The organism is Cytophagaceae bacterium (assembly GCA_016722655.1).
Taxonomy (GTDB): Bacteria; Bacteroidota; Bacteroidia; order Cytophagales; family Spirosomataceae; genus Leadbetterella.
Genome location: JADKIR010000004.1, coordinates 2,011,116 through 2,036,186, shown reverse-complemented (window position 1 = coordinate 2,036,186; position 25,071 = coordinate 2,011,116). Strand labels below are relative to the sequence as shown.

The following is a 25,071-nucleotide window of genomic DNA, read 5'->3' as shown; positions in this document are numbered from 1 at the left end:
GTCTATGTTTTTTCGGGAAAATACAATTGAATGTTGCGGATTTTCGCCAGGACAATCAATTCAATCTTATTTTCAGGTTAAATATTTTAAAGAAAATAGACAAAAAATTAAGTATTATTTGTCAAAATATGAAAATTGAAATTTGATTAGTATATAATTTTGTGAATTGATTCTCTTTTTTATATATAATTTTGTGATTTTAAACGCAATATTTTAATAAAGAAAATACGACTGACTCATCAAACCTAACATTTAAGACTTTTTTTATTCCCCAAAACCCATTAGTTTTCGAAAAAAACCGGAATCGTATGCGTCGTCTATTTATTTACATATCATCAGCATTGATTATCACCACATTACTTCTGGCCATTTTTATGGATCGCAACTGGTATGTAATTTTTGTGATTGTGCTGTTCCTCACTGCATTGGGATATTTCGATATGATCCAAACCAAACACTCAATCATGCGGATATACCCGGTGGTAGGAAGGTTACGGTTTTTTATGGAGGAAATGCGACCCAAAATCTATCAATATTTCATAGAATCAGACATAGATGGCCGCCCGATTAATCGCATTGATCGCTCCACTGTATATCAAAGAGCAAAAAAAGAGAATGACACCATGCCATTCGGCACCCAACTCGACGTTTATTCCGAGGGATATGAATGGCTGGCACATTCTATGGCTCCGAAGAATTTTCATAAAATGGGGCATAATCTGAGGGTAATGATGGGTAACAAAGATTGCAAACAACCGTATTCTTCGAGTATTCTCAATATTTCAGCGATGAGTTTTGGTTCTTTGAGCCGAAATGCCGTTGAGGCCATGAATGCGGGTGCAAAACTTGGTGATTTTGCCCACAATACTGGAGAAGGAGGATTAAGCGAATACCATCTAAAACATGGAGGAGATGTGATTTGGCAAATTGGAACCGGCTATTTCGGTTGCAGAGCCGCTGATGGAGGATTTGACCCTGTGCAATTTGAAGAAAGGGCAACACTTCCCAATGTAAAAATGATTGAAATAAAAATATCTCAGGGTGCCAAACCGGGTCACGGAGGCATACTTCCGGCTTCAAAAAACACCCCAGAGATTGCCGCAGCAAGAAATATCCAACCCTATACGCTGGTTGAGTCACCCCCTTCACACAGTGCTTTCAGCACGCCGCTCGAGTTGATTGAATTTATAAAAAAGCTTAGAGAACTTTCCGGGGGAAAACCGGTAGGTTTTAAACTCTGTATTGGTCACAAAAGTGAGTTTATCGGCATTTGCAAGGCCATGATTGAGACCAACACTTACCCTGATTTTATCACTGTAGATGGTGCTGAAGGCGGTACCGGTGCAGCACCTCAGGAATTTTCAAATTATGTAGGAGCACCATTACTTGACGGGCTGGCATTTGTGGTCAATATTCTCAATGGCATGGATATCAAAAAACATATCAAAGTATTTGCATCTGGAAAAGTAACGTCGGGTTTTCATATTATTAGGGCCCTGGCTATCGGAGCGGATGCCTGCTATTCGGCCAGAGCCATGATGATGGCGGTGGGGTGTATTCAGGCATTGCAATGCAATACCAATAAATGTCCGGTTGGGGTTGCCACTCAGGATCCTCAACTTACTGTGGGATTGGTGGTTGAAGATAAAAAGACCCGTATCGCTAATTTTCATAACAATACCGTAAAAAGTGTAGTAGAGCTGTTGGGAGCCACAGGCTTGGATGAAGTTCACAATCTTAACCGTTCGCATATATATCGCAGGATTTCATTTAGCTCGATGCAGACTTACGAAGAAATATTTCCATCTGTTGAAGTGGGGGCATTTTTAGACGAAGCCAATCTTCCTGAAAAATATAAGCCCGACTTTAAACATGCTAGTGCCGAACAATGGGGTTTTGTAAATATCAGTAAATGGGGAAGTAAGCACTAAAGAATTTCATTCAATCTGGACAAAATTTCAAAATCGCATAGGGTGCTTTGTGTGGATTTGTCATTAATTGCTAAAAGATTAACGGTATCGCCTTCGACATAGACGTGAGTAATAATTCTCGCACCACCACTTTTACCTGAATTTTTTGAGGAAATTTTCAATCGAATTTTATAACAGTTTTTACCAAGTGGAATACCCATGAGTGGATTTCGTTTTAATTCACCAATTAGAATTACCACTTCTGAGGCTAGGGAGCGTTATTATTTGTATAGATTTTTCGACTCTCTCTCAATATGTTTGGAAAGAATTACCTTCGTCATAAATAACCTTCATTTTTCAATTCTTTAATGTACTCATCAGCATCCTGAAGTTCTATTTCACCTCGTTTATACTGGTTTAATTCTTTAACTGCTTCCGAAATCCCATCAAGTATATTAGTATCTTCCAGGCTGCGGGCAGACCTTTTCTTTCTGATTTTTACATAATCAAATTCCCTTTGCAACTTCATAATTAACTTGCTCTTAGATTCTTCTACAGTTACGATGAATTCGGTCATATTGTTTAATTGAAAATCAAATTTATCAAATTGTTTGCACAAAAATTAATATTCAAAAATTACTTTTTAAAATATTCAACCCCATTTTCACCAACATAGCCTTTGAATTCTCCGATTTTCACTTCCATCAATGCAAAGCTCCAGGTATCGGTAACGGTAATATTTCTGGATTTTACTATTGCATCATATTTTGGCTTAATTGTAGGATAATGAGTAAAAAATATTTTTATTCCATATTTGCCGTCTTTTTTTAAGATAGCATAATCTCCTGAATTTGAAAATTTAATTTCATCATATTGAAACGGCAAAATTTCGCTGGCTTTTTCATTCACTACACCATATTTTCCATTTTTAGTTTTGGTTATCAGGGATTTAAATTCATAATTTTGGTTTTTATACGAGGTTCTGAAATTATGCACATTTCCTCGGTTATATTCATCACCTATAGTTACTTCCATGGCTTCGTATGGTGGTGGAATATTATCAGCTGAAATACTTACCAGCTCTTCTTCTTTCTTTTTTAACATGGCCAAATATTCATCGGTATAGATTTTTACACCATATTTGGTAATCGCCCCTTTTTGTTTTTTAGTATTTTCAAAAACAAAGTGTTCATAATTATATTCATAATTATAATTCAGCTTTTCATACTCCGTTTTTATGATTTTTCCATCGGAAAATTCCGAAAAAGTGGCATCTTTTGCATTTTTGAAAAACACCATTTTCTGGTCTCCAATATATTTAAATATCAATTCATCATATTTTGTAGGTACAAGAATTTTGTGGTTTTTTATTGAATATAAACCATACTTGGTTTTATTTTTTATTACAATAAAGTCCAGTGAGTTGTTATGCCAGTAAAATTCTGAAAAAGTGTATTTCTGAGGAAAAAGAAATTCCCCATTTGTCTTAATAAATCTCATTTGGTTAGATTCATCTTTCATCACAGAAAGGTATTCTCCTTTTGAATATTCATCAAAAAAATCAGCTCTAGCATATTTTGGCTTTATTTTAATATTTCCAAGGGTATCAGACCATCCCCATTTGCCATTTTGATTATAGGGAATCAGTAATTTGGGATTATATTGGGCATGAGTATTGGTCCAAAGTATTGTAGATATAAATTGGATTAATAGTATAGAAATTATTTTCTTTGGATTCATACAATTATTTTTTTTCAAAGATAAAAAGAAATCAAACACATAAAAAAAATCAGAATTGAGGATTAGTTATTTCTGCTCCCCGCTTCCCATGTCCAGGAAATCCATACCATCAGAAGATTTCTTTTTCTGACCAAATGAATATCTGAGATTAACACCAAACCTGCGGGTGTCTGACAGCCGGCGACCATTGCCTGAAATATTCCCCTGATTCAAGCTAAAATCATAGCGGTTGGTGAGGAAAACATCCGAAATATTGGCACTTACTGATAGTTTCCGATTAAAAAACTGACGGTCAATGTAGAAATTTAATGCTCCAAAATTACTGAGCTCATAGAATTGCATCTGACCTTTGAAACGGGCAAAACCGTGCATTGAAATGTTGGTCAATTTATTGATTTTTAGCTGATGATACGTAAAAAGCGACCAGGAACCCCTGCTAAAAGATATGGGTTTATTGTCAAGCAAGCCACTGTAATCGTTATAGTTGTACTGCGTACCCAACACAAAAAAGTACTTCGCTCCCGGTGGCAAAGCACCCATAGCTCTGAAATAAGTCTCGCGGTTTTTACCCAGATTGTCATAAGTTCGATAGCTCAACAATGGATTGGTTTTGTCCTGATAAACCACCGAAGTGAAAATGTCATTGATATAGTTGCGGCCTATGGCAAAAATCGGGCGGTTTTCGAAACTGATGTTTGCCTCATAATTATTGGAAAACTGCGGTTTCAGCCCAGGATTACCAGCCTCATAATTATACTGATCTACAAATCTTGCGAAAGGATTAAGCTGCTCATACACAGGCCGTGTAATGGTGCGGCGGGCAATCAAATACCCCCGAAGCTCGTAAGTGGCAATGGTAAAGAGTTTTCTGCTGAAATATATGTAAGGGAAAAAATCAGTGCGGTCTATCTTAAATGTAGTGTCAGCAGGCACCAATTGATGACCGTTCATGCGTGTATTTTCGAGTCTCCCACCCATCTTAAGCAGAAATTTACCAAATGATTTAGATGCCTGAAGATAAGCGGCATTGATGTTTTCTTTATACAAAAATTGGTTGGTGCGGAAATTATCCGTCTGAATTGTACCATCTTTTATGATTGAGAATTGTGTATCTCCGTCAAAATTGAGTAAAGTATTCTTGACACCGGCTTCTAATGTGATTTTATGGGGGAAATAGTATTTAAAGTCCAACATGGACGTAAAAAGCATCCTTTTGTTGAGCAAATCACCGTGGCCAGAAACTAAGAATATGCTGGGAGAAGTAAAATTTGTAGAATAGTTTTGACCACCGTTGGTCTCAAAATAATCCATCGATATATCGGCTTTCAACATTGATCCCAGACTGTCAAATTTGTATTTCCCATTAATCCCCTGATTGATATTGTATGTAAAATTATCGTTTTGCAAAGCATTGGTATTGCCGGAGAGAACCGATTCATTGCTCATCAAAACTACTTTGCTGATATTATCAATTTTTGATTCGGATTTATTGATATTTAACCTGCCATCATAACCTAGCTCCAATTTTTTAGATATATCAAAATTTGCCCCCAATCCTGTGAAAAATCCATACGCCGGAAAAACAGAATAAGAAGAAGAATTCAGTTTTTTGGGTTTATCATCAGTAGAAATTAAACGTTCAAACTGGGTGTCATCAAAGCTATTTCTTTTGTTAAGGTTAAATTGCAAATAAGAACTTCGTTTATCCTGACTACGGTTTAGGTTTATTCCTATAAATTGATTCCCAAAAGTTCCCTGATTAAAACCAGCACTCACTGTGCCCGTCCGGCCTAATTTTACCCCTTTCTTCAATATGACATTCACTACTCCGCCAGAACTGGAAGCATCCATACTTGCGGAAGGCGTGGCAATTAATTCAATTTTATCAATCGCCCCGGGGGGAAGGCTTTTTAAAATAGCGGCGATATCAGAGGGCCCCAGTTTTTGCTCCCGGCCATTGATATAAACTTTGGCAGGGGTAGTGGTGTTAAGGTAAATATTTCCATCCTGGTCCAAAAAAATACCGGGAATTTTTTCCAGAATTTCATAACTATTGGTGCTGGTGTTGGCTATAGGTTCAGGATCAACAATGGTCTTATCCTCTTCCTGAGTCATCAGTGGTTTTTTGGCAGTAACAACCACACTTTGAAGTGATTTAGCATCTTCTTCAATCGTAAATTCGATACTTTCTGTTTCTCCCGAAATTTGAATTTCTTTCTCAATTGACTTATACCCTACACTTGTTATTTTCAATTTGTAATTTCCTTTTTCATTCAAAAGAAAAAAAGCTTTGCCTTCCAGATCAGAAACAGCATTGAGTTGTTTTTTGGAGTTGATTTTCTGAAGGTTCACGTTTGCTCCAAAATGTGGTAATCCACCGGGTTCATTTAGCTTAATGGTAATTTTTTGTGCAAAAGTGCTTGCATGGAAAATGATAAAAAGGAAAATTATCGAAAGGTTTTTTTGAACTTTCATCAGGTCAATTATAATTATCGAATATAGATTTTAACGGAAATTTGTGAAAATTACTTCAGGAAAATGTGAAAATTTACAGGAATGGCATCATTAACAATCTGTTATGAATTACGACAACTCTAATCCCATTTGGAATACCAAGGCATCATTCACTTCAGATTTAATGTTTTCATTTTCAATGTGACCATATTTTTTTGTTAAGCGGACTTTGTCAATTGTCCTGATTTGATGACATAAAACGATTGATTCATTTTCTAACCCGGCGGTATTTTGAGGCAAAAGAGCTTCGTTGGGATATATAATTCGACCTGTTTTTCTAGTGGTTATTGGTAGAACATTTACTGTATTCAGGAGATTATTGATTCTATTTTCACTTATAATCACAACTGGTCTTGATTTCCCTTGTTCTGAACCAACCACAGGATCTAAACTTGCCCGAAAAACAGACCATTTTTCGTATTTACTCATTATCAATTGAATTGAAATCTTCTGCTATTTCATTTAAATCTTGAATAAATAAAGGATCTGAGATAGCTTTTTCCATTAAAGCAAACTTCTCTTCATCAGTAGATTTCACATCTTCAATAGTGACATTCACTTTTGTTTTCCCCCGAAAATCTTTGGGTAAATCAATAACTACCTGGTTATTAGAAACTATATATGTTTTAGTTACTGTCATTTGAAAAATCATTTTAAGTTCAAAATAAACCCTAAATCAAGAATTCGTGAATAATTTTACAAAAACAATATTAATCAATCAATAAAAGAACTGCATATTTTCAAAAATCCCTTCTTCTGATTTTTATTTTTATAGCATTTTCGATGGGTTTTTCACTCACAAAAATCAAATATCCGCCACCGCCAGCACCTGAAAGTTTGTGTCCCAGTGTAATCGGGCGATATTTTTCAATTGTTTGAATGGTCTCTTCATCTACCATATTGGGGAACATCGTAATCTGTGCCTCAAATGATTCCCTAAAACTCTTTCCAAAGGCCTGAATATCTTTATCCAAAATGGCCTTCCAGCAAGCTTCCGCCGCCACTGAAAGTGCTTTGGCACCTGATTCGTCAATATGCGTGTTGGAAAGCACACTGTAACCTTGCTGCCTTGGCCCTAAAGCAACCAAAAAAAGGTGTTCTTCAAGCCATTTCAAAACCTCTTCATCATAATTACTTTCAATTGAGGCTGGCCAATAATGTCCTCCGGCATAGTGGAGTCGGTTGAGCCCCGGAAAAACTATTCCAATAGAATCCTGAGAGCCCGAAACCTCTGACGTACCTGGAGGGTTTTCAAAGCTAAAAAGCACTTTGGCATTTTGTTCGTAATTTCCTGATGGCAAGGCCGTTCTCCACAATTCTATCGCCTTGTTTCGGGTACTACTCGACATGCCACTTCTGTGATTAAACTCTATCGTGGGCTCGATAGATACCGTCAAAACTGATCCCGGGAAATATTTTGAAACAAACGGCTGATCTAGCCACCCTCCTGCAAGGTCAATCCTGAAAGGAATGGTGGAACGGGTTCTCAATGAGGTGGTGGAGCGAGCAGGCAAATCGGCAAACGGAATGCGTTGCAAAACTTTATATTCAATGTTTTTTTCCCTACACAATGCCTCTTTTTGAGGAGTGTGGCCGTCTTCATTTACAACAAAAATATCTGGTTTGATGTCTTCAAGTTCATCTACAAAATCTAGTAAACCTTCACCTTTACTAACCCGGCATTCATGTACACATTTCAAGGCATTGAGCATATATTGGCGTTCGTCCTGAGTGATCACCGGATACCTGTTTTTTAAATCAAAAACGGTAGAATCAGAACCAATACAAACATATAAATCACCAAACGATGCAGCTTCAGCCAGGAAAGCGATATGTCCACTGTGCAACAGGTCAAAACACCCGCTTACAAATACTTTTTTTGGAGCCATTAAGAAGGATTACTTTGATACAAATATACCAAAAAAGGGTAATCGAACCCAATTCTTAGATTCTCCTACCCTTTTTTAAGTTAAAAATATTACAAACAAAATTACTTCTTTGCCGCCAATTCCTGAATCTTCTGATGAATCATAACTTGATTGGAGGCAATTTTTGAGAATCCACGCACGTCGTCACCCGACCATGCATTGTTCATTTCACCATAGCTTCCAAATACAGGCGACATCAAATCAAAGTCTGATTTAATTCCCAAAACCTGAAAATTGTAAGGAGAAAGTTTTACATGTACCAGACCCGTAACAGTTGATTGCGAGCTTTCTAAAAACTGCTCTATATCCCGTAAAACCGGCTCGTTGAATTGTCCTTCGTGCAAAAGCATGCCATACCACTCCGACAAGCTCTGTTTCCAATATTGCTGCCATTTGGTGAGCGTGTGCTTTTCTAACAAATGATGTGATTTAATGATAATCAAAGGTGCTGCAGCCTCAAAACCAACCCGGCCTTTGATGCCTATAATGGTGTCTCCCACGTGAGTGTCGCGACCAATGGCATAGGGTGAAGCCAGATCATGAACCCTGCGAATGGCATCTACAGGATTTTTAAATCTTCGGTTGTTAACGGCTTTAAGTTCTCCGTTCTTAAATTCCAGTGTGATTTCAGAAGGTTTTTTCTTAGTCAACTGTGTAGGATATGCTTCTTCAGGCAGATAATCCCACGAATTGAGGGTTTCTTTTCCTCCAACTGATGTGCCCCAAAGTCCCTGATTGATAGAATAGGTCGATTTGTGCCACTCTCTCTTTACGCCTTTCGAAATCAGATACTCGATTTCTTCTTCTCTTGATAGTTTCAAGTCTCTGATTGGGGTAATGATTTCGGCATCCGGAACAATCGTTCTGAAAGCCATATCAAATCGAACCTGGTCATTTCCAGCCCCTGTAGAACCATGGGCTATGGCATTGGCACCCAGTTGTTTGGCATATTCTGCTACCGCAACCGCCTGAAATATACGCTCAGCACTCACTGAAAGTGGATAAGTATTGTTTTTCAGTACATTGCCAAAAACGAGATATTTGATACACTCCTGATAATATTTGTCGGCAACTCTGGCGGTAAAGTGCGATTTTACACCCAGATCTATAGCTTTTTTTTCGATATCGGCGATTTCTTCTTCGGAAAAGCCTCCGGTGTCAACCAGCACAGAATGCACTTCCATACCTTTTTCTTCTCCCAAGAACTTTACACAGAAAGAGGTGTCGAGGCCACCACTAAACGCCAATACTACTTTTTTCATTTCGATTTTATGCTAGGTAAATATTCCGCAAAATTAAAATTAAATAAGGGAATAGTGAAAGAATAATTGAAATATTAGGGGCTAAAACAGGATTTTCAATCAGACTTTTTAATATTCTTCACAAACAAAGATATTTGACCATTTGTATTGAGTTCCAAACTATCTTTTCTGATTTTCAAGATTTTGGAAGAAGAAATATAATCTTCGTAAAAAATGAAAAATGAATCTTTTTTTATCTTGTATTTATATTCAGCATGTTCTTCATGGTCCGGATATAAAATCGTATTTTTATTAATTTCAAAACTTGCAATTGGGGCATTTTTTTCATTAGCATCCCACCATAAACCAATTATTTCATCTGACACAGAATCTATTTTAATTGATGTTTTTTTATGGTCATAAGTCTTCAATTCGGATCTTTTCAACTGACAAGAACTAATAAAACAAATACTAATGAAAATCAGACCAAATTTGAGAAAACTTCCATTTCTTATATTTTTACAAAATACTTTCAATTGTAATAAGTGTTTTCTTAAATACTTGAATCTTAACCTATTCTGATAGTAGAGTAACCTCAGTTGTCTTCTTTCGAATACTTCTCAATATGCTCTCTGATTTTCTGAATTCTGTTGGCTGGGCTGGGGTGTGTGCTCATAAACTCATCTCTTTCGGCACCGCCACCCGCAGCTGCGAGAATCTCCATCACTTCTATCATGGCGTTGGGGTCGTAACCTGATTTTATCATAAATCTTACTCCAAATTCATCAGATTCCAGCTCATCATCACGCCCAAACTTCATCAGTTTGACCTGGGCAACATAGTTCGCAATTTGTGAAGCACTCATATCTCCAGCGGCGGCAGTTGCGGCACCTGCCAGCCCCTGATAAAACTCGGTTTTGGCCATCTGTTCACTTGAATGCCTGTAAACTACATGCCCAATTTCGTGACCCAAGACTGCTGCCAACTGGTCTTCAGATTTTAGTTTTGACAATAAACCAAGTGTAATAAACACCTGACCGCCAGGTAGTGCAAACGCATTGATTGTCTGTGGATCACGCAAAACATGAAAATTGAACCTATAAGGGTTAGCATGGCCGTTTTCGATCACATGCTTGTTAAAAGCTTCCAAAACCTTATTCCCAACTGAGTTTGCCTGCAATTGGACTTCATCGTTGGGGTAAAGTCCCCCGTATTCTTCCGCCATTTGTGGTGCTGTCTGCAATCCCATGGCGACTTCTTCAGGAGGCGAAAGGCTAACTTGCTGTTTTTCACCTGTCAGAGGATTTTCCTGAGTTTTACTATAATAGCTCAACATTGCCATCAAAGCCATCACTACCCCAATTATCAATCTAAGTTTAAATCCTCCACTGTTGTTCATTTGGTATTATTTTCGGTACAAAATCGTAATTTTCTTGAAGAAACTCTCAATACGAAAGGTAAAATTAGGATTTTTAAAAAACAAAAAAAAAGTTTTTGGCTTAAAGAAATTTGAAGTAATTTTGATTGATTCTAAAGAAAATCGAGAAACTATACATTTACTTAAACTAAGCTAATAAATGACCGACGCTGATTTGAAAAAATCGGAGCCTCTTCTTATTGAGGATCCATCCAGATTTGTGGTTTTTCCTATAAAACATCATGATATTTGGGACTATTACAAAAACCACGAAGCTTCATTCTGGACAGCAGAAGAACTTGACCTTTCGCAAGACACCAAAGACTGGGACGGACTGAATGATGGCGAGCGTCATTTTATTTCACATGTACTGGCGTTTTTTGCTGCCTCTGATGGAATCGTAAACGAAAACCTGGCTATTGGATTTCTTTCCAACGTACAATACCCCGAAGCAAAATGTTTTTATGGTTTCCAGATTATGATGGAAAACATCCATTCAGAAACCTACTCTCTGCTGATTGACACCTATATAAAGGATTCCAAAGAAAGAGACCGCCTGCTCAATGCCATCGATACAATTCCATGTGTCACCAAAAAAGCAGAATGGGCCATGAGGTGGATTGAAAACGGTAATTTTATTGAAAGACTAATCGCTTTTGCTGCAGTAGAAGGTATTTTCTTCTCAGGTTCATTCTGTTCGATTTTTTGGTTAAAAAAACGTGGTTTGATGCCAGGTCTGACTTTTTCCAATGAATTGATTTCTAGAGACGAAGGCTTGCACCGCGACTTTGCGTGCTTACTTTACACTGAGCACATCAAAAACAAAATGCCGGAAGATCAGATATACAAAATCATAACTGATGCCGTAGAAATAGAAAAAGAATTTGTGACAGACGCCCTTCCGGTTTCACTTATCGGGATGAATGCTGCTCAAATGTGTCTTTATATTGAATTTGTAGCCGACCACTTATTGGAATCTTTAGGCTTGAAAAAAGTTTACAATGCTGCCAATCCGTTTGATTTCATGGAGTTGATTTCGCTACAAGGCAAAACCAATTTCTTTGAGAAACGAGTAGGAGAATATCAAAAAGCCGGGGTTACTTCTGACAGAGAAAAAATGTCATTCTCGCTCGACGAAGATTTTTAAACATAATCTTACCTTAAACTACTAATAAACGCTCACCTCCAAAGGGTGGGCTTTATTTTTATTTTCCCAAGGTTAAATTCAAGTAGGTAGTAAGAATTTTCAGGCCGTTTTCGAAATGATGGTTATTGTTGATAATGAGGTCGGCGTCATGCTTGGTAGGTTCGATAAACTTCTCATAAGTGGGTGCAACGTGGTTTTCCCAGCGATAAAGCACATCCTGAAGGTCATAACCCCGCTCATTGTTATCTCTGATTATCCTTCGCCTGATTTTGATATGCTCTTTGGCATCAATAAAAACCTTGAGGTTGAGCATCTGAGAAATATATGGATCATGAAAAACAAAAATACCCTCCACAACTATAATTGGAGCAGGTTTAAAAACCAAATCCTTTGGTTTAATGGTAGAGTTATTGAAAGTATATTCCATTTTATGTACCTCTTTACCGGCTCTAAGGTCATTGATATGTTTTGCAAAAAGCTCAAAATCAATAGATTCCGGCACATCAAAATTCTCCACCCCGTTCCGGTCTCTGGGAACAAACTCTATCTCTTTATAATAATTGTCTTGTGAAATGAGGCAAATTTCGTCGTCGGTAAAATGGCTCAGCAGGCTATGTAAAAAAAAGGTCTTGCCTGATGCACTGCCGCCGGTAATTCCAATTATCAATGGAGACTTCATGATTGGTTAATTTTGTTTTGTGAAGTGGTAAGAATAAGAATTGAAGGCAACAGGCTAAAACATAAAGATGCAATGGTAGCCGAACCGAAAAGCCTACCTGCCAAAAGTCTCATTATAATTGGTTATTATTTTTGCACAAATTTAATAAAAACATAACAAACCTATTCGCATCTTTGCACAGAATGTTTTCAAAAATGAATCAAATCACGTCAGTTTCGGTATTGGGAGGAGGTTGGCTAGGTTTACCGCTGGCTTTGTCTTTGAAAAAAAAATCTTTGTTGGTTAAAATCAGCACTACAACCGACAGCAAACTCGAAATTTTCAGTCAGCAGGGTCTGGAACCTCATAAAATTATTTTAGATCAAAATTCGCAGGGCATGGGTACTTTTCTCAAAACCGATGTCCTGATAATTTGTTTCCCACCGAAAATAAAATCCCAATCACCGGAATATTTTTATAATCAGATTGAAATTTTATGCCAGGCCATTGCAAAAGAAAAAAGCATACAGAAGATCATATTTGTCTCTTCAACAAGTATTTACACATCAAATAAAGGTTTAAAAACCGAGAATGACGCTGATCCAAAACATTATTTATTCAAAGCAGAAAAGCTTTTGAAAGAAAATCTTCCCGACAAAACTATATTGATTGTCAGAATGGCGGGGCTTATGGGATACGACAGAAATCCATGTAAATATTTCGGAATACGTGATTTTAACCCACAAAGCAGAGTCAATTATATTCACCGTGACGATGCCGTGGAAGTTTTAGACTGGCTCGCTTTAAATTTTGCAGAGAATATTACTGTTAACCTCTGTGCACCGCTCCATCCAACCAGAGGGCAGATTGCTGAAGTGGTATGCAAACAAAATTATGGCAATTTTAATGAAGATTTAGCTGAGGGCGAAGGCAAAATAGTTGATAGTACACATTTTGAAAGTATTTTTCAAAAAAAACTCAAATACCCCGATCCTCTGAATTTCAAATATTTATAGCCTTTTTGCTGCAATTTAAAACTCTTAACTAAAAAAATCTTTTGTTTTTTTTTCGAAACTACTTGTGTAGATACGCTCCAAGTTATATTTTTGCACCCACATTACAGGATTGGCTTATGGTGTAATGGTAACACAGCGGTTTTTGGTGCCGTTATTCAAGGTTCGAGTCCTTGTAAGCCAACAAAAGAGTCGCTTTCGGGCGACTTTTTTTGTGCCCATACCTCAAGATTTCTCCAATTTAACTTGTAATTAAACAATCTTTTTCTCTATTTCGGATTTTGAAATTATTTAAAATTCTAACATGAGTTTTTCTGAAAAAGACCTCCGGCAAATTGCCCAGCGTGGCAGCGATTTAAGTGTTATAAATGAGCAGATTGAAAACTTCAAAAGCGGATTTCCGTATATGAAGGTGAAGCGTGCCGCCACTCTTAGCGATGGTATGATAAGACTTGAAAAAGATGAAATTAATAAACTTACTGAGTTTTTTGAAAAAGAATCGCTTAAGAAAAAACTCCTGAAATTTGTTCCGGCATCAGGTGCAGCCAGCAGGATGTTTAAATCTTTATATTCGGCCAAAGATGAAGGAAAGTCAGACAAATCAGTAGAGCAATTTTTTGAAAAACTAAAAGATTTTGCTTTTTACAAAAGCCTGAGTCAATTTATTTCCGAAAATGACAATCAGCAAACCCTGGAGGCACTTTTGACTGAAAAAGGACTTGATTACGGAAGTCTGCCCAAAGGACTACTCGAGTTCCACCAATATGGAGGCTTTACCCGCACCGCCATAGAGGAGCATCTTGTAGAAGGAGCTCTTTATGCCAATAACAAAGGAAAAGTAAGACTTCATTTTACGGTTTCGCCAGAACATAAAAAGAAATTCAAAACACTCATAAACAGCATATTAAAAAAATACGAAGAGCAGTATTCTGTAAAATATGACATCAGTTTTTCTGAGCAAAAAGCATCAACAGATACCATTGCCGTTGGCCTTGACAACGAGCCTTTCCGTGATAATGCCGGTAATCTGCTGTTCAGACCAGCCGGTCATGGGGCTTTACTCGAAAACCTGAATGATCAGAATGCCGATGTGATTTTTATTAAAAATATTGATAACGTTGTGCCTGACCATTTGAAATCAGAGACTATCACTTACAAAAAAGCTTTGGCGGGACTATTACTTGACTATCAAAAACAGATATTCTATTTTATTAAAAGGCTCGAGAAACCTGTGGTTAGCAGTTATTTTATCAATAAATCTGTCAGATTTTTGCGAAACAATTTAAATGTAGAACCTCCAAAGGGTTTCAGGAACTGGTCGCAGGAAGAAAAACTGGCATTTGCCAAAGCCAAACTCAACCGCCCGCTTCGTATCTGTGGAATGGTAAAAAATGTAGGCGAACCGGGAGGCGGGCCTTTCTGGGCATTGAACGAAGACGGCTCGGTATCACTTCAGGTGGTGGAATCGGCCCAGTTTGATATGAAAAACAAAAAGCAAAAAGAGATTTTCGAAACTGCCACCCATTTTAATCCGGTGGATTTGCTGTGTGCTGTAAAAGACTACAAAAAAGAAAAGTTTGATTTATTGAAATTCCGGGATCCTAAAACAGGGTTTATCACCGAAAAATCACAATCTGGCAAAGTATTAAAAGCACAGGAGCTTCCGGGACTTTGGAATGGCTCCATGGCCAACTGGAATACACTTTTTGTCGAAGTGCCATTGATTACATTTAACCCAGTAAAAACAGTCAATGATTTGTTGAGAAAAGAACATCAGCCAGCCTGAAAATTCTATCACTCAAAATTTAAATTTTGCCCTGAATCCAAAAAATTCAGGGCTTTTGTGTGTTTAATATCTTCCCAAATAAAATTTTGGCTTTTTTCTAAAAATAACACAATTAAAACCAATAATTATTAAACTATTTTTATAAATTTCGAAAAAACTCTAAAACAAACTATGAAATTTATCAAACATTTCAGTGGATTCCTTTTGATGGTTTTACTGATTTATTTACTTTCCAATCCAATTGGGCAAGTGCCACCATTGGGCCGACTATTTAGTCCGTTTGAAGGTTTTTTACAAAATGCTGAACCAAAAATGAATTCCTCAGATCAGGAAATGAACCTGGAGGGAGTCAAAGAAGAGGTTAAGGTTGAATATGATGCAAATCGGGTACCTCATATTTTTGCTCAAAATGAAGACGATCTGTATTTTACACAAGGTTACATTATGGCCAAAGACCGAATCTGGCAAATGGAGTTTTATACTTTGGTGGCTTCGGGAAGACTAACAGAAGTGGTAGGAGAAAGAGCACTGGAATATGACAGGTACAACCGCCGGTTAGGAATGGCACGCACTGCAAGAGAAATTGCAAAAAAACTAGAGAAAGATCCGGTTTCCAACAGAGTTTTGAAGTCTTTTACTGATGGTGTTAATTCTTACATAAAACATCTGGATTATAAAAACTATCCACTGGAATATAAAATTTTGGGTTATGGACCCAAAGAATGGTCTCCCTATAAAACCATTCTGATGCTCATGAATATGAGAAATACGCTCAACGGCGGAACAGATGATTTTAGAATTACCAATGTGGCAGATCAATATGGAATGGAAACTGTGAAGGATCTCTTCCCCAACTATCCGGTTGTGGAGTCCCCTACCATCCCTGTTGGCACTCCCTGGAACTTTGATTCAAAAAAAGTTCTTCCTCCCTCCAGTATTATGGTGGGAAATAAAGAAAATAGATTCATGGCAAACATTCCTGCTCCGGCACCGGAAATTGGCTCAAATAACTGGGCAGTAGGAGGTGGAAAATCGGCCACGGGACTACCCATTTTGGCCAACGACCCACATCTTGGGCTTACATTGCCTTCAATCTGGTACCAAATGCAGCTGACTACTCCTGATATGAATGTTTATGGGGTTGCACTTCCGGGTTGTCCAGGCATTGTGATTGGATTCAACAAAGACGTGGCCTGGGGGGTAACCAATGTGGGAAGCGACGTGATGGATTTTTATCAGTTAGAGTTTAACAATGCTGAAAAAACACATTATTTTCATAACGACAAATGGCTTCCGGTAACTAAGTACATAGAAGAGTTTAAATTAAAATCGGGAAAAATAATAAGGGATACTCTAATGTACACACATCATGGTCCGATAGTTTACAATACTTCAAAAGAAACAAATTATAGCAAAAATGCACCTGCAGGTCATGCAATGCGGTGGGTCGGGAATATTTCTGATGGCTCTGATCTAATGGTATTTTATTATCTGAATCGTGCAAAAAATTATGATGACTATCGTAAAGCTCTGACTTACTATTCGGCACCTGCCCAGAATTTTATATTTGCTTCTAATCAAAATGATATCTCGATTACTCCAAATGGAAAGCTCCCTCTCAAATGGCAGCAACAAGGAAAATTCCTGATGGATGGCTCTAAACCAGAAAACGACTGGCAGGGCTATATTCCGGTTGAACAAAATCCTACCGTTAAAAACCCACCAAGAGGATTTGTAAGTTCGGCCAACCAATTTCCGGCTGACCCTACCTATCCCTATTACCTGGGTTGGAAATTTGCTCCTTCAAATCGTGCGGTAAGAATCAATGAACGACTCACTGCCATGAAAAATGCCACGGCTGATAGCCTGAGAGAGTTACAAAATGACAATTTCAATGTGGCTGCCAGAAGAATTTTACCCAACTTATTGCCTATACTCCAGGCATCAAATGACCCCAATATTGCGGTTGCCAGAGAGATTTTACAAAAGTGGAATCTAAGAAACGAAGCTGATGCCGTGGGGGCGACTATTTATGAAAGATGGATGCGGGAATTAGGTGACTGGATCTGGGAAGATGAGTTTCCGGTTAAAAGCTATATGATGCACCCAACCGAGGACCGAACTTTTGAAATGATTGCAAAAGAACCAAAATCAAAATGGTTTGACAATAAAAATACCCGTGAAAAAGAAGAAACCATCAATGATATAATTGTGGGTAGTTTTGCTGCGACACTTGACAGTTTAACAATTAAAAATGGTCCAATATCTGCTGAAACCTGGGCATGGAGTAAAGTGAAAAATACTACTATCAAGCATCTGGTGCCGGCTTTTGCAAGTTTTTCACGTACAGGCGTGATGAATGGTGGTGGCAAAGGGGAAGTAAATGCCACTTCAGAGACCCACGGGCCGTCATGGAGAATGGTGGTAGAATTGGATAAAAACTGGCCCAAAGCATATGGATTGTATCCAGGTGGGCAATCGGGAAATCCCGGAAGCAAATATTATGATAACATGATAGACAAATGGGCGGCAGGAAAACTAGATACCCTGGTTTACCTAAAAAATGCCAATGAAAAGCACCCCAAATTAGTCAAAACCTTAACCATTAAACCAAAAAAATAAGATGTTATATATATTGATAATCGTAATAGGCGGTCTCTTGTCTTTATTCCTTCCGTGGTGGATAATTGCCCCTGTGGCTCTGGGATTGAGTTGGTGGAAAGCAAGAAACATAAAAGAAGCAGCTTCAATTTCGGCAGCAGCGGTGGTGACGCTTTGGGTAGGCTATGCTACTTATTTAAACATCGTTTCAGAAGTAAATCTTACCGAAAAAATCGCCGATTTGTTTACTGGCGGAGTCGGTTTCCTTTCAAAAATACCAAAAACGGCTTTTGTTTTTTCAGTAATGACCCTGATTGCAGCTACAATCGGTGCAGTTTCTGGAACTGCCGGGGTGCAGTTGAGAAGATATTTCAGGATACATTGATCTAATATTTATCGTAAAAAAGCCTCTGAATACATATTTTTAGAGGCTTTTTTATTAATAGCCCGTATAAAATTCGTATTTTTGAAAATAGAAATTTATGAATATTTTAGAAAAAACATATTTCAAAGCTTATTTGGAGGCCGTTGGAAGTCAAATTGAAAGCCTTATTTTAAATTATGATTTTTCGAAAAATAAATCGGATTTTGAATTCCTAACTAAATCTTCTGCCGTATTTTCTTCAAATATTGAAGGAAATACCATCGACTTGAACTCATTTATGAATTATGAATTAAATAAAGACAAATTCAAACCAGGAAAAGAAATTGAAGAAATTGAAAATTTGATAAATGCTTATTCATTTGCACAACAAAATCCTTTAACAGAAAAAAATCTTTTGCAATCTCATAAAATTTTCTCTGAAACTTTACTGATAAAAAGCAAAAGAGGAAAATATCGAAATGAACCCGTTGGTGTTTTTGGAAAGACCGGTCTAATTTATTTGGCACTGGAACCTGAAAACGTTGAATCAGAGATGGGGAGGTTATTTAGAGATATTGAAATGATATTAAAATCCAGAATTACCGTTTTAGAAGCTTTCTATTTCGCTTCAATGATTCATCTGAGGTTTGCACATATTCATCCATTTAGAGACGGGAATGGAAGGGCTGCAAGATTACTTGAAAAATGGTTTTTGGCTGAAAAATTAGGTAGAGAGTATTGGAAACTAGAATCTGAGCGATATTATAAAGAACACTTATCAGATTATTATTCAAATATAAATCTGGGAGTAAACTTCTATGAACTTGATTATACTAAGAGTATAGGTTTTTTAAAATTATTAATTGAAAGTATGAAGGATTGATTTCATTAATAATTCTACTCAAACATTTTGAAAGATAATTACTTATATTTGCACCTTCAATCGGAAAAATAAACATAAATGAAAAAAATTATCGCTTTAGTATTAGGTGTTTCTATGGCTTTTGTAGCTTGTAAAGACAACGCCGGAGCCGGAAAAACCACCGGACAACCTTCAGGAAGAATTGTATATGTAAATACCGACACCCTTCTGAATAACTACGAATATTACAAAGATGTAATCAAAGAATTTGAAAACAAAAGCTTTGCATTGGAGAACGATTTGGCCAAAAGAAGCCAGTCTTTCCAGAATGAAGTGGCACTTTTTCAAAGAAGAGTACAAGCGGGTGGGGTATCAGAAGAGCAAGCACGCTCAACTCAGTTGGCTTTACAGAAAAAAGAGCAGGATATCATGCTGTTCAGAGACAACGCAGCCGGAAATTTACAGCAAGAGCAAGCCAAAAAAACTGATGAGCTTTTGAGTAAAATTCATGATTATCTTAAAAAATACAATGCCGGAGACAAATATGACATGGTAATCGGTTACTCTAAAGGTGGCGGAGTTTTGTACGCCAAAGAAGACCTTAACATCACTCAGGAAGTATTAAAAGGGCTAAACGAAGAGTACAAAAAATCCGGAGATAAGCCGGCGGCAACTGATACTACTTCAAAAAAATAATTTCGAAAGAAAATCTATTGTAAAAAGACGCATTCTTAAAAGATGCGTCTTTTTTGTTGGCATACATTTTAAACCCAAACCTATTTCTTAATTTTGTAAAAAAAATAACCAATATATGACAGCATACGTTTTTCCGGGACAGGGTGCCCAGTTCAGTGGAATGGGAAAGGATCTTTACGAAACCAACCCAAAAGCCAAAGAATTATTTGACAAAGCGAATGAAATTTTAGGATTTGATATTACCAAAATAATGTTTGAAGGCACCGATGAGGAGCTCAAACAAACCAACGTTACGCAGCCTGCGATATTTTTGCATTCAGTGATATTGGCTTCCACTATCGAAGGTTTCAAACCCGATATGGTGGCTGGTCACTCGTTGGGTGAGTTTTCGGCTTTGGTGGCGGCAGGAGCTCTTTCATTTGAAGATGGATTGAAATTGGTGGCCAAACGTGCCGCAGCCATGCAAAAAGCTTGCGAAATTGCACCTTCAACCATGGCCGCTGTTTTGAATCTTTCTGATGAAAAAGTAGAGGAAGTGTGCCATCAGGTACATAAAGATACCCATGAAGTAGTGGTGCCTGCCAATTATAATTGCCCTGGCCAGCTGGTAATTTCCGGAAGTGTGGAAGGGATAAATGTTGCTTGTGAAAAAATGAAAGAAGCGGGTGCAAAAAGGGCGTTGGTACTACAAGTGGGAGGAGCATTTCACTCGCCATTTATGGAACCTGCACGTGAAGAACTCGCCGAGGCAATTGAAAATACTACTTTCAGTACTCCTTCCTGCCCGATTTACCAAAATGTAAATGGAAAGCCTTCTTCTGATGTTCAACATATCAAACTCAATCTTATACACCAGTTGACAGCCCCTGTAAAATGGACTCAAAGCGTACAACACATGGCGGCTGATGGAGCCACAAAATTCGTGGAATGTGGTCCAGGCAAAGTTTTACAGGGTTTGGTGAAAAAAATCGCCCCGGAAGTGGAAACCGCCGGAGTTTGATTTATAAAGAATTTAGAAAAAATTAATCGGGAATTGAGATTATATATGAATTTCATTTTCCGGTTTTTTTATAAAATATCGGACGAAAGGCCATTCAAGTTATATTCAAAAAAATTCCCTCCAGCTTTAGCCGGAGATTAAGTAATGGACAAAAAACAATTGGCTTTAGCCAAATCTTTCACATTTAATTATTCTAAAAAATATTTGGGCTAAAGCCCTTATATTCATACTTTTATATACTTTTCAAATGGGCTAAAGCCCATTTCAATTGAAATTTTAAAATCAACCAATTCTCTCCAGCCTTAGCTGGAGAGAGATTAAAGATACAAAACAATTGGCTTTAGCCAAATTCATTTATCTGTGAATCTTTCAAATCCATATTTGCTTATAAATTCTTCATATTCTTCTTGAAATGTCTTCTTTCTGTGATGTTCTTCCTGATTTTTGATATAATTTCGAACTATTCCAATCTTAGACTCTGAAACTGAAACAGCAAAATACTCTTCTTGCCACTCAAATTTTGTATCTCCAATAATTTTCTCTTTGTTTACCCAAAAGGACGATTCCCCTTTGATAAGCTGCATGATTTTTTGGATGTTTTGATTGGCACCCAATGAAATAAGGCAATGGCAGTGGTCAGAGTATCCATTTACAGAATCCACAAATATTCCTTTATTTCGTGCATTATGGAAAATATGGTTCCAGATCAGACTTCTAATCTTTTTAGTTTTTAAATATGGAATCCTGTTTTTTGTACTCCAAACAAAATGTATGTAAACTTTTATGTATGGCATAAATGGCTGTGTTTATTTATCGAATATAATAATGGAAATTAAAAAAACAAAAGAAATATTTGGCTAAAGCCCTGATTTCCTGGGTCTCAAATTAAGTAAATGGGCTAAAGCCCATTTCTATTGAAATTTTAAAATCAAAAATAACCCTAAGCTTGAAATGAATAAAAGATAGAATCAAGAAATTAATTGGCAAAAGGTAATTTTAAATTCACATTTTTTCCAAATAATATTAGATTATAGCCCATTTCTATTGAAAAAAAAGCACATATAAATAGCCTCCAGCTTTAGCTGGAGATAGAAGAAAGAAAAAGAACAAAATTATTGGCTTTAGCCAAATCTTTCACATTAAATTATTCCAAACAAAATTTGGGCTAAAGCCCTTATATTCATGCTGATATTTATTTTTCAAATAGGCTAATGGCCATTTCTATTGAAAAAATAATAATTGCTTTCAGTTTTGGCTTTAAAAAATTAAAATTCCCTTATTTCTGATTGATTTTTTTAAGAATATGCTAATGCAAATCTCAATTGAATATAAAAAAAATAATTGCCTCCAGCATTAGCTGGAGATAGAGAAAAGACAAAACAATTGGCTTTAGCCAAATATCCATCACAACAAATAAATCCCTAATCCATAGGCAGGAAGGTGAAGTTTTTGGGATTTTATTTCAGGATTTTTATTCGAAAATATTTCTTGTTTTATCTGAAATTTAAAATCCAAAACAACATTTTTTTCACTTACATTTTGGATAACTAGCACATCTCCGGCAGCACTAGGCCGGATAAATGAGATTACGTGAGGATGTTTGATAGCTGAATGCTTCAGGTTTGGTGGGCTAATCTGTGAAAGTGCTGGAATCTCTTTTCTTATTTGTATCAATTTTTTGTAAAAATTAAACAACGATTGAGAATCCTCCCGCTGAAAACGCAAAGGCGTGGTTTTTGAATCAGAATTAAATTTTGGTTTCCTCCAATTGGTGCGTTCATGATCCTCAAACCTGCTGTTCCATTGAAAAGCCTCCCTGATATTCTCATCGGGCTTGGTTCCTTTCATCCCAAGTTCTTCTCCATAATACAGATATGAATTACCTGGTAAGGACAGGAGTAAACTTGCCGCCACCTTCAATTTGTCAATATTGCCCTCAGCGATGCTTCCTATACGGTTTTGATCATGATTGCTGAGCATAGTGGCGTCAATGAAATCCGGGTTTTCTTTTGAAAATATTTCATAATTTTCCAAAAGCATTTTCACAATATCTTTCTCAACTTTGCCCGTTTTTACAATATCCTGAATGGCAAAGGCCAGATCAAAATTAAAGTTGGCTTTTAATCCCCTGAAAAAAGGGGCAATTTTTTCTGCTGAGGTCCAGACCTCTCCTACTATATAAACTTCGGGTTTTATGGTTTCCATCTTTTGGCGGAACTCCACCCAAAAATCGTGGGCTTTGTTTACTTCCCAATCTGGATAAATGTGCTTTGCGGCATCCATCCTGAAGCCGTCGATTCCTTTTTCCAACCAAAACCTCCCTATTTCATAAATTTCTTTTCTTACCGCTGGGTTATCCATATTAAGGTCAGGCATTTCGCTCCAAAACAATCCATAGTATTTTTCCTCCTCACCCTTTTGAGCCCAATGCCAGGGTTGGGTTTCCTGACTATCAGCAGTTTCCCGTCGTTTCTCTATGCCCCGTTTTTTGATTTCTTCTGGGGTCATCCAATAATAATAATTTCTAAAAGGGTTGTCTTTACCTTTTTTAGCTTCCTGGAACCATCTGTGACTGCTACTGGTGTGGTTAATGACGAAGTCAAACAAAACCTTAATTCCCCTTGCATGAGATTCATGAATCAGTCTTTCGAGATCTTCCATGCTCCCATATTCGGGATCAACTGATTTATAATCAATTACATCGTACTTATGATAGGAGTTTGACTTGCAAAATGGGGTAAGCCAGATTCCTTCCACGCCCAATTCTACCAGGTAGTCAAGTTTGGAAGTAATACCATTGAGGTCACCGATTCCGTCACGATTGGAATCACAAAATGAACGGACAAAGATTTCGTAAAAAATCCGGGGGATGTTGTTGCTATTTAAGATTTTGGGCAATAGGCAATAGCTATGATTTTGGGAATATTTGAGTTTTAAATTGATAAGCTTAGTGTTTTTCGGCATAAGCCAAAACCTTATTCCAAACCCTGAAAACATTGCCCGAACAGATTTTCTGAATGTCTTTGTCAGAATATCCCCGATTTAGGAGCTCAGCAATAAGGTTGGGATAATCAGCTACATCTTTGAGGCCGGTTGGCAGACTATTTCCAACTCCATCAAAATCAGAACCTAAGCCAATATGGTCTATTCCCGCCAATGAACGAACATGATCAATATGATCTGCAACCTTTTTGACATCGGTAAAAGCTAGTGGATGTTTTGCAAAAAACTCATCCATGATAGCTTCTGCTTCATCTGACCTGGGTTTTACACCTTTTTCGTCTAATATCTTTTTGATTTCGGATTGCAGGCTTTTCCTGTATTCTGTCACTTCATTGGATAGAAAAGTAGAGCCAAAATTTATCATTATTACACCACCATTTTTTGCCAATTTTTTAACCATATCATCTGACATATTTCTCTGAAAATCAGGCGTATAAAACCTGGAAGAAGAATGAGAGGCAATAACCGGGACAGGTGCCATTTCTACAACCTGATAAAAGGAATTGTCGGAGATGTGTGACACATCAATCATAATGCCTTCATTGGCCATAGCAACAACTACCTCTTTTCCGAATGGACTCAAACCTTTCCAGGTGCCGGTAGTATCATAGCTGGAATCACAAATCCGATTGTCTTTACCGTGGCACAGCGTAATATAACTTATGCCTTTTGCTCTGTATGCGGCCACATCGGCTAGGGTAATAATTGGAGAGCCATTTTCCATTCCCATTGGAAGGGCAATTTTTCCCTTTTTCGTTATTTTTGAAATTTCTTTCGGTGTTTTGGCAACCTGAAAATAATCCGGATTTTCAGCAGAAATATACTCAACCATACTAATCAGCGAATCAGCAAGCTTTTGAGCATCAGCTGGTTCATAACTTGCGGGAATATAAATCGACATGATTGGAGCATCTAATCCTCCTTTTTTAGCACGCTTAAAATCAAAATCACCACTTTCACTTGCGATTGGAATTCCAACAAATTCTTTTTCCATCCTAAAGTTTTTAACTTTCAGACGATAAGGTAAATCTACATGACCATCAACAATTATATAGTTTTTAGCCAGATTTTTAGCTTTTTCAAGGTTATTTTGAGAGAATAATTGCGATGAATTGGCAAAAAATACAAATAAAATAAGGGCAGTTAAACGATTTTTCATGTTACTGGTAAGGGTAATGTTTTCTTTACCAA

22 protein-coding genes and 1 tRNA gene are annotated in these 25,071 nt (G+C 37.2%); 10 read left to right on the top strand and 13 right to left on the bottom strand.

Features of this window, described 5'->3' with window-relative positions:
• Positions 1–308 precede the first annotated feature (308 nt).
• Entirely contained in the window at positions 309–1,931 is a 1,623-nt protein-coding gene (locus tag IPP61_09320) for an FMN-binding glutamate synthase family protein (GenBank protein MBL0325366.1), read from the top strand.
• Between the two features lie 316 nt (positions 1,932–2,247).
• On the opposite strand, the gene IPP61_09315 is transcribed toward IPP61_09320, so the two are convergent.
• The 9 genes from IPP61_09315 to IPP61_09275 form a co-directional block, all read right to left on the bottom strand.
• Positions 2,248–2,487 carry a hypothetical protein gene (locus IPP61_09315; protein ID MBL0325365.1) on the bottom strand — a complete coding sequence of 80 codons (240 nt, stop codon included), beginning with the start codon at positions 2,485–2,487 and terminating at the stop codon, positions 2,248–2,250.
• 59 nt (positions 2,488–2,546) lie between these two features.
• Positions 2,547–3,650 (bottom strand): WG repeat-containing protein, encoded by a 1,104-nt coding sequence (locus IPP61_09310; GenBank protein MBL0325364.1) that lies wholly within the window; start codon positions 3,648–3,650, stop codon positions 2,547–2,549.
• 66 nt (positions 3,651–3,716) lie between these two features.
• Positions 3,717–6,125 (bottom strand): outer membrane beta-barrel protein, encoded by a 2,409-nt coding sequence (locus IPP61_09305; protein ID MBL0325363.1) that lies wholly within the window; start codon positions 6,123–6,125, stop codon positions 3,717–3,719.
• Positions 6,126–6,233: 108 nt separating this feature from the next.
• Positions 6,234–6,593 (bottom strand): type II toxin-antitoxin system PemK/MazF family toxin, encoded by a 360-nt coding sequence (locus tag IPP61_09300; protein ID MBL0325362.1) that lies wholly within the window; start codon positions 6,591–6,593, stop codon positions 6,234–6,236.
• A complete protein-coding gene (locus tag IPP61_09295) occupies positions 6,586–6,804 on the bottom strand; it encodes a hypothetical protein (protein ID MBL0325361.1) in 219 nt (72 codons plus the stop codon). Before IPP61_09295 ends, IPP61_09300 begins: the two co-directional genes overlap by 8 nt.
• Positions 6,805–6,904: 100 nt before the next feature.
• Positions 6,905–8,053, bottom strand: a complete 1,149-nt coding sequence (locus tag IPP61_09290; GenBank protein ID MBL0325360.1) for an adenylyltransferase/cytidyltransferase family protein — start codon at positions 8,051–8,053, stop codon at positions 6,905–6,907.
• 101 nt (positions 8,054–8,154) lie between these two features.
• Entirely contained in the window at positions 8,155–9,354 is a 1,200-nt protein-coding gene (locus tag IPP61_09285; protein MBL0325359.1) for an argininosuccinate synthase, read from the bottom strand.
• A 95-nt stretch (positions 9,355–9,449) separates the two neighbouring features.
• Complete coding sequence (locus IPP61_09280; protein MBL0325358.1) at positions 9,450–9,779, bottom strand: hypothetical protein; 330 nt, start codon at positions 9,777–9,779, stop codon at positions 9,450–9,452.
• 149 nt (positions 9,780–9,928) lie between these two features.
• Positions 9,929–10,732, bottom strand: coding sequence for a M48 family metalloprotease (locus IPP61_09275; GenBank protein MBL0325357.1), 804 nt, complete (start codon positions 10,730–10,732; stop codon positions 9,929–9,931).
• 178 nt (positions 10,733–10,910) lie between these two features.
• Here IPP61_09275 and IPP61_09270 point away from each other — a divergent pair, with 178 nt between their 5' ends.
• A complete protein-coding gene (locus IPP61_09270; GenBank protein ID MBL0325356.1) occupies positions 10,911–11,897 on the top strand; it encodes a ribonucleotide-diphosphate reductase subunit beta in 987 nt (328 codons plus the stop codon).
• 58 nt (positions 11,898–11,955) lie between these two features.
• On the opposite strand, the gene udk is transcribed toward IPP61_09270, so the two are convergent.
• The gene (gene udk, locus IPP61_09265) at positions 11,956–12,576 is read right to left on the bottom strand and encodes a uridine kinase (protein MBL0325355.1); all 621 of its coding nucleotides are present in this window, start codon (positions 12,574–12,576) and stop codon (positions 11,956–11,958) included.
• 194 nt (positions 12,577–12,770) lie between these two features.
• Between udk and IPP61_09260 the strand changes: the two genes are divergently transcribed.
• The 8 genes from IPP61_09260 to fabD all read left to right on the top strand — a co-directional run bounded on the left by IPP61_09260 (position 12,771) and on the right by fabD (position 20,877).
• Positions 12,771–13,571: a hypothetical protein gene (locus IPP61_09260; GenBank protein MBL0325354.1), complete on the top strand. Its 801-nt coding sequence runs from the start codon at positions 12,771–12,773 to the stop codon at positions 13,569–13,571.
• 110 nt (positions 13,572–13,681) lie between these two features.
• Positions 13,682–13,752: transfer RNA gene (locus tag IPP61_09255), tRNA-Gln, on the top strand.
• Positions 13,753–13,872: 120 nt separating this feature from the next.
• The gene (locus IPP61_09250; protein MBL0325353.1) at positions 13,873–15,354 is read left to right on the top strand and encodes a DUF4301 family protein; all 1,482 of its coding nucleotides are present in this window, start codon (positions 13,873–13,875) and stop codon (positions 15,352–15,354) included.
• A gap of 171 nt (positions 15,355–15,525) precedes the next feature.
• On the top strand, positions 15,526–17,976 hold the full coding sequence (locus IPP61_09245) for a penicillin acylase family protein (protein ID MBL0325352.1): 2,451 nt from the start codon (positions 15,526–15,528) through the stop codon (positions 17,974–17,976).
• Position 17,977: 1 nt separating this feature from the next.
• Positions 17,978–18,340 carry a hypothetical protein gene (locus IPP61_09240; protein ID MBL0325351.1) on the top strand — a complete coding sequence of 121 codons (363 nt, stop codon included), beginning with the start codon at positions 17,978–17,980 and terminating at the stop codon, positions 18,338–18,340.
• Between the two features lie 97 nt (positions 18,341–18,437).
• Positions 18,438–19,202: a Fic family protein gene (locus IPP61_09235; protein ID MBL0325350.1), complete on the top strand. Its 765-nt coding sequence runs from the start codon at positions 18,438–18,440 to the stop codon at positions 19,200–19,202.
• A gap of 78 nt (positions 19,203–19,280) precedes the next feature.
• Positions 19,281–19,877 carry an OmpH family outer membrane protein gene (locus tag IPP61_09230; GenBank protein MBL0325349.1) on the top strand — a complete coding sequence of 199 codons (597 nt, stop codon included), beginning with the start codon at positions 19,281–19,283 and terminating at the stop codon, positions 19,875–19,877.
• A gap of 115 nt (positions 19,878–19,992) precedes the next feature.
• Positions 19,993–20,877, top strand: a complete 885-nt coding sequence (gene fabD / locus IPP61_09225) for an ACP S-malonyltransferase (GenBank protein ID MBL0325348.1) — start codon at positions 19,993–19,995, stop codon at positions 20,875–20,877.
• Positions 20,878–21,227: 350 nt separating this feature from the next.
• On the opposite strand, the gene tnpA is transcribed toward fabD, so the two are convergent.
• From tnpA to IPP61_09210, 3 genes are all read right to left on the bottom strand, one after another.
• On the bottom strand, positions 21,228–21,671 hold the full coding sequence (gene tnpA, locus IPP61_09220) for an IS200/IS605 family transposase (protein ID MBL0325347.1): 444 nt from the start codon (positions 21,669–21,671) through the stop codon (positions 21,228–21,230).
• A 610-nt stretch (positions 21,672–22,281) separates the two neighbouring features.
• Positions 22,282–23,775, bottom strand: coding sequence for an alpha-amylase (locus tag IPP61_09215; protein MBL0325346.1), 1,494 nt, complete (start codon positions 23,773–23,775; stop codon positions 22,282–22,284).
• Between the two features lie 49 nt (positions 23,776–23,824).
• Positions 23,825–25,039 carry a dipeptidase gene (locus IPP61_09210; GenBank protein MBL0325345.1) on the bottom strand — a complete coding sequence of 405 codons (1,215 nt, stop codon included), beginning with the start codon at positions 25,037–25,039 and terminating at the stop codon, positions 23,825–23,827.
• Positions 25,040–25,071 lie beyond the last annotated feature (32 nt).

Excerpts from the sequence above, each read along its gene's own strand:
- IPP61_09230 (MBL0325349.1), top strand. The coding sequence starts at position 19,281 with ATGAAAAAAATTATCGCTTTAGTATTAGGTGTTTCTATGGCTTTTGTA.
- IPP61_09310 (MBL0325364.1), bottom strand. The coding sequence starts at position 3,650 with ATGAATCCAAAGAAAATAATTTCTATACTATTAATCCAATTTATATCT.
- IPP61_09300 (MBL0325362.1), bottom strand. The coding sequence starts at position 6,593 with ATGAGTAAATACGAAAAATGGTCTGTTTTTCGGGCAAGTTTAGATCCT.
- IPP61_09315 (MBL0325365.1), bottom strand. The coding sequence starts at position 2,487 with ATGACCGAATTCATCGTAACTGTAGAAGAATCTAAGAGCAAGTTAATT.
- tnpA (MBL0325347.1), bottom strand. The coding sequence starts at position 21,671 with ATGCCATACATAAAAGTTTACATACATTTTGTTTGGAGTACAAAAAAC.
- IPP61_09240 (MBL0325351.1), top strand. The coding sequence starts at position 17,978 with ATGTTATATATATTGATAATCGTAATAGGCGGTCTCTTGTCTTTATTC.
- IPP61_09320 (MBL0325366.1), top strand. The coding sequence starts at position 309 with ATGCGTCGTCTATTTATTTACATATCATCAGCATTGATTATCACCACA.
- IPP61_09245 (MBL0325352.1), top strand. The coding sequence starts at position 15,526 with ATGAAATTTATCAAACATTTCAGTGGATTCCTTTTGATGGTTTTACTG.
- IPP61_09305 (MBL0325363.1), bottom strand. The coding sequence starts at position 6,125 with ATGAAAGTTCAAAAAAACCTTTCGATAATTTTCCTTTTTATCATTTTC.
- IPP61_09290 (MBL0325360.1), bottom strand. The coding sequence starts at position 8,053 with ATGGCTCCAAAAAAAGTATTTGTAAGCGGGTGTTTTGACCTGTTGCAC.
- IPP61_09250 (MBL0325353.1), top strand. The coding sequence starts at position 13,873 with ATGAGTTTTTCTGAAAAAGACCTCCGGCAAATTGCCCAGCGTGGCAGC.
- IPP61_09275 (MBL0325357.1), bottom strand. The coding sequence starts at position 10,732 with ATGAACAACAGTGGAGGATTTAAACTTAGATTGATAATTGGGGTAGTG.
- IPP61_09295 (MBL0325361.1), bottom strand. The coding sequence starts at position 6,804 with ATGACAGTAACTAAAACATATATAGTTTCTAATAACCAGGTAGTTATT.
- udk (MBL0325355.1), bottom strand. The coding sequence starts at position 12,576 with ATGAAGTCTCCATTGATAATTGGAATTACCGGCGGCAGTGCATCAGGC.
- IPP61_09285 (MBL0325359.1), bottom strand. The coding sequence starts at position 9,354 with ATGAAAAAAGTAGTATTGGCGTTTAGTGGTGGCCTCGACACCTCTTTC.
- fabD (MBL0325348.1), top strand. The coding sequence starts at position 19,993 with ATGACAGCATACGTTTTTCCGGGACAGGGTGCCCAGTTCAGTGGAATG.
- IPP61_09270 (MBL0325356.1), top strand. The coding sequence starts at position 10,911 with ATGACCGACGCTGATTTGAAAAAATCGGAGCCTCTTCTTATTGAGGAT.
- IPP61_09260 (MBL0325354.1), top strand. The coding sequence starts at position 12,771 with ATGAATCAAATCACGTCAGTTTCGGTATTGGGAGGAGGTTGGCTAGGT.
- IPP61_09235 (MBL0325350.1), top strand. The coding sequence starts at position 18,438 with ATGAATATTTTAGAAAAAACATATTTCAAAGCTTATTTGGAGGCCGTT.
- IPP61_09210 (MBL0325345.1), bottom strand. The coding sequence starts at position 25,039 with ATGAAAAATCGTTTAACTGCCCTTATTTTATTTGTATTTTTTGCCAAT.